The 1,055-nt window shown below is 61.6% G+C and carries 1 protein-coding gene; it reads right to left on the reverse strand.

All coding sequences use genetic code 11. The features are described from left to right. Positions 1–232: 232 nt before the first annotated feature. On the reverse strand, positions 233–1,055 hold an 823-nt coding region (locus HMPREF1023_RS15820), incomplete at its 5' end, for a hypothetical protein (RefSeq protein ID WP_009307330.1).

A 1,055-nucleotide genomic window follows, 5' to 3' on the forward strand; every position in this document is an offset into this window, starting at 1 on the left:
GAATTCTCGTAAGTTAACGTTTATGCAGATCAGAGGGCTGTTTACTTCTACCTTTTCAATTTCGAGGTCGCGGCGTTCCATCTATTACCTGCACTTTTTCAATCGACCGCCTTCGCAGTCCGTTATGTGTAGACGGCAACCGTTTGAGACAGCACCAGGTCAGGCCCGCGTCGCTGGTTTTGAAAGACTGCAGGTAAAGAAATCGGCGATATGATGCGGTGCCCCAGACTAGCTAGATCAGGGTTATCGCGTGAGGCACGAGGTGCGGCGTGAGGTTCACCTCCTTCGGCTCTATCTCCTCGACCCCGTACGCGTCGAGGAGCCCTTGCGGAAGCACGAGGCGCGCCATCTCGACGGGCGCCATCCAGTCCATCTTGCCGCGAAGGTAGCTGTTCACGTGGCTCATGCACGCCGCCATGTCGCGGCAGGTCAAGGCGTCGAAGTTCGTCTTTCCCTTCGGCAGTATCCGCCTAAGCTCCTCGTGGCAGCGCTCGCAACGTCCCTTTTGCTGGCTCTGGAGCGGATCGCAGTAGAAGAGGCTCAGCCGCTTCACGCCGTTCCTGCCGTGCTCGATGCGCTCCGCATCGCTGAACTCGCTCCCGCGGTCGCAGAGGATCAGGCCGAAGGCCTGGGAGAAACGGGGCCCGCAGAGCTCCTGGAGGGTGTCGAGCGCCTCGACCACGCTGGTCGCCGACTTGTCCGGCAGGAGGATGTAGAACTGGAACCCTATGCGCCTGACGAACAGCGTCAAGATGCACTGCGAGTCCCTGCCCTGCCTCCCGACCACCGTGTCCATCTCGACGGCGTTGTCGCGGTCGGCCTGTTCGAGGGCGCAGAAATCCGTCCACCGCCTCCCCTCGAGCACCTCGCGCGGAATGTTGGAGGATTTGGCGGACTTCGACTTCGACCTGGGCTTGTAGCGTACGGCCTTCGGCAGGTCGAGCTTCGACAGATCCCCCGCCTTGGCGCCGCCGAGGTAGTTGTAGAGGCTGCGCACGCCGAACGGTATGGCGCCGGGGTTCGCGGCGAATATGTGCTGCGGGCTCTGGCCCTTG

Origin of the sequence: Eggerthella sp. 1_3_56FAA, assembly GCF_000185625.1 — a bacterium.
Lineage (GTDB): Bacteria > Actinomycetota > Coriobacteriia > Coriobacteriales > Eggerthellaceae > Eggerthella > Eggerthella lenta.